This is a genomic window from Caulobacter sp. (assembly GCF_017744445.1).
Taxonomy (GTDB): domain Bacteria; phylum Pseudomonadota; class Alphaproteobacteria; order Caulobacterales; family Caulobacteraceae; genus Caulobacter.
On sequence record NZ_JAGIBH010000077.1, the window covers coordinates 1 to 801 of the forward strand.

Consider the following 801-nt stretch of genomic DNA (forward strand, 5'->3'; position numbering starts at 1 on the left):
GGCCCGGATCTACGGCGAGCGCTATCCGATCGACGAGGATTTCCTGTCGGCCCTGGAGCACATGCCTGAGGCGTCCGGCTCGGCCCTTGGCTTCGACCGGCTGGTGCTCTTGGCCACCGGCGCGCGGCGGATCGAGGACGTGGTCTGGACGCCGGTCGCCGGCTAGAGCGGGTCGACATTCAGCGGGAAGATTATTCCCATCACCGACTATCCCCGCGAAAGCGGGGATCCAAGCCGAGTCGAAGGGTCACACTCGGTCTCACCTCATCCTGAAAGTCAGCTTGGATCCCCGCTTTCGCGGGGATAGTCGGGTTTGGGTTAGTTCAAAGCTGAATGTCGATCTGTCCTTAGCCAATTTTAACAGGGAACGGATTGCCCACGGCAACGTTTACGCCCGCTGGGGCGGCGTATCAGTGGGATGCGCGAGAGTTGGGGCGTTCTTCTCATGTCTTTGGCGTGTAGCGCGATCGGAGCAGCGGCGTCGGCTGCCCGACCGTCGGTTCTCCCGAATCCCCGGCCCCATGCCGCCGCTTGCCGCCGAGGACGCCCCCATGCCTAACCGAGTGAATGCCGCCCTCGCGGCCTCGACGCGGAAGTCGTCGTTTCTGGATCCGAAGACCTTCCTGGGCCTGGCCCTGGCCATCGCCTTCTTCGTCGGCAGCGGCCTGGTGGCCCATCGCAACACCAACATCCTGCGCGACGACGCCCGGCGGATCTTCCACTCGCACGAGGTCATCGTGGCCATCGGCGAGCTGCGCTCCAGCGTCCAGGACGCCGAGACCGGCCAGCGCGGCTTCCTGC

General features: G+C 65.2%; 2 protein-coding genes. Both read left to right on the top strand.

Annotation, left to right across the window (positions count from 1 at the left end):
- Window positions 1-166, top strand: a 166-nt coding sequence (locus J7528_RS23705) for an amino acid--tRNA ligase-related protein (protein ID WP_291879774.1), incomplete at its 5' end; no start/stop codon positions are given.
- Window positions 167-551: 385 nt separating this feature from the next.
- Window positions 552-801 (top strand): CHASE3 domain-containing protein (locus tag J7528_RS23710; RefSeq protein WP_291879771.1); only part of this gene is annotated, 250 nt, incomplete at its 3' end.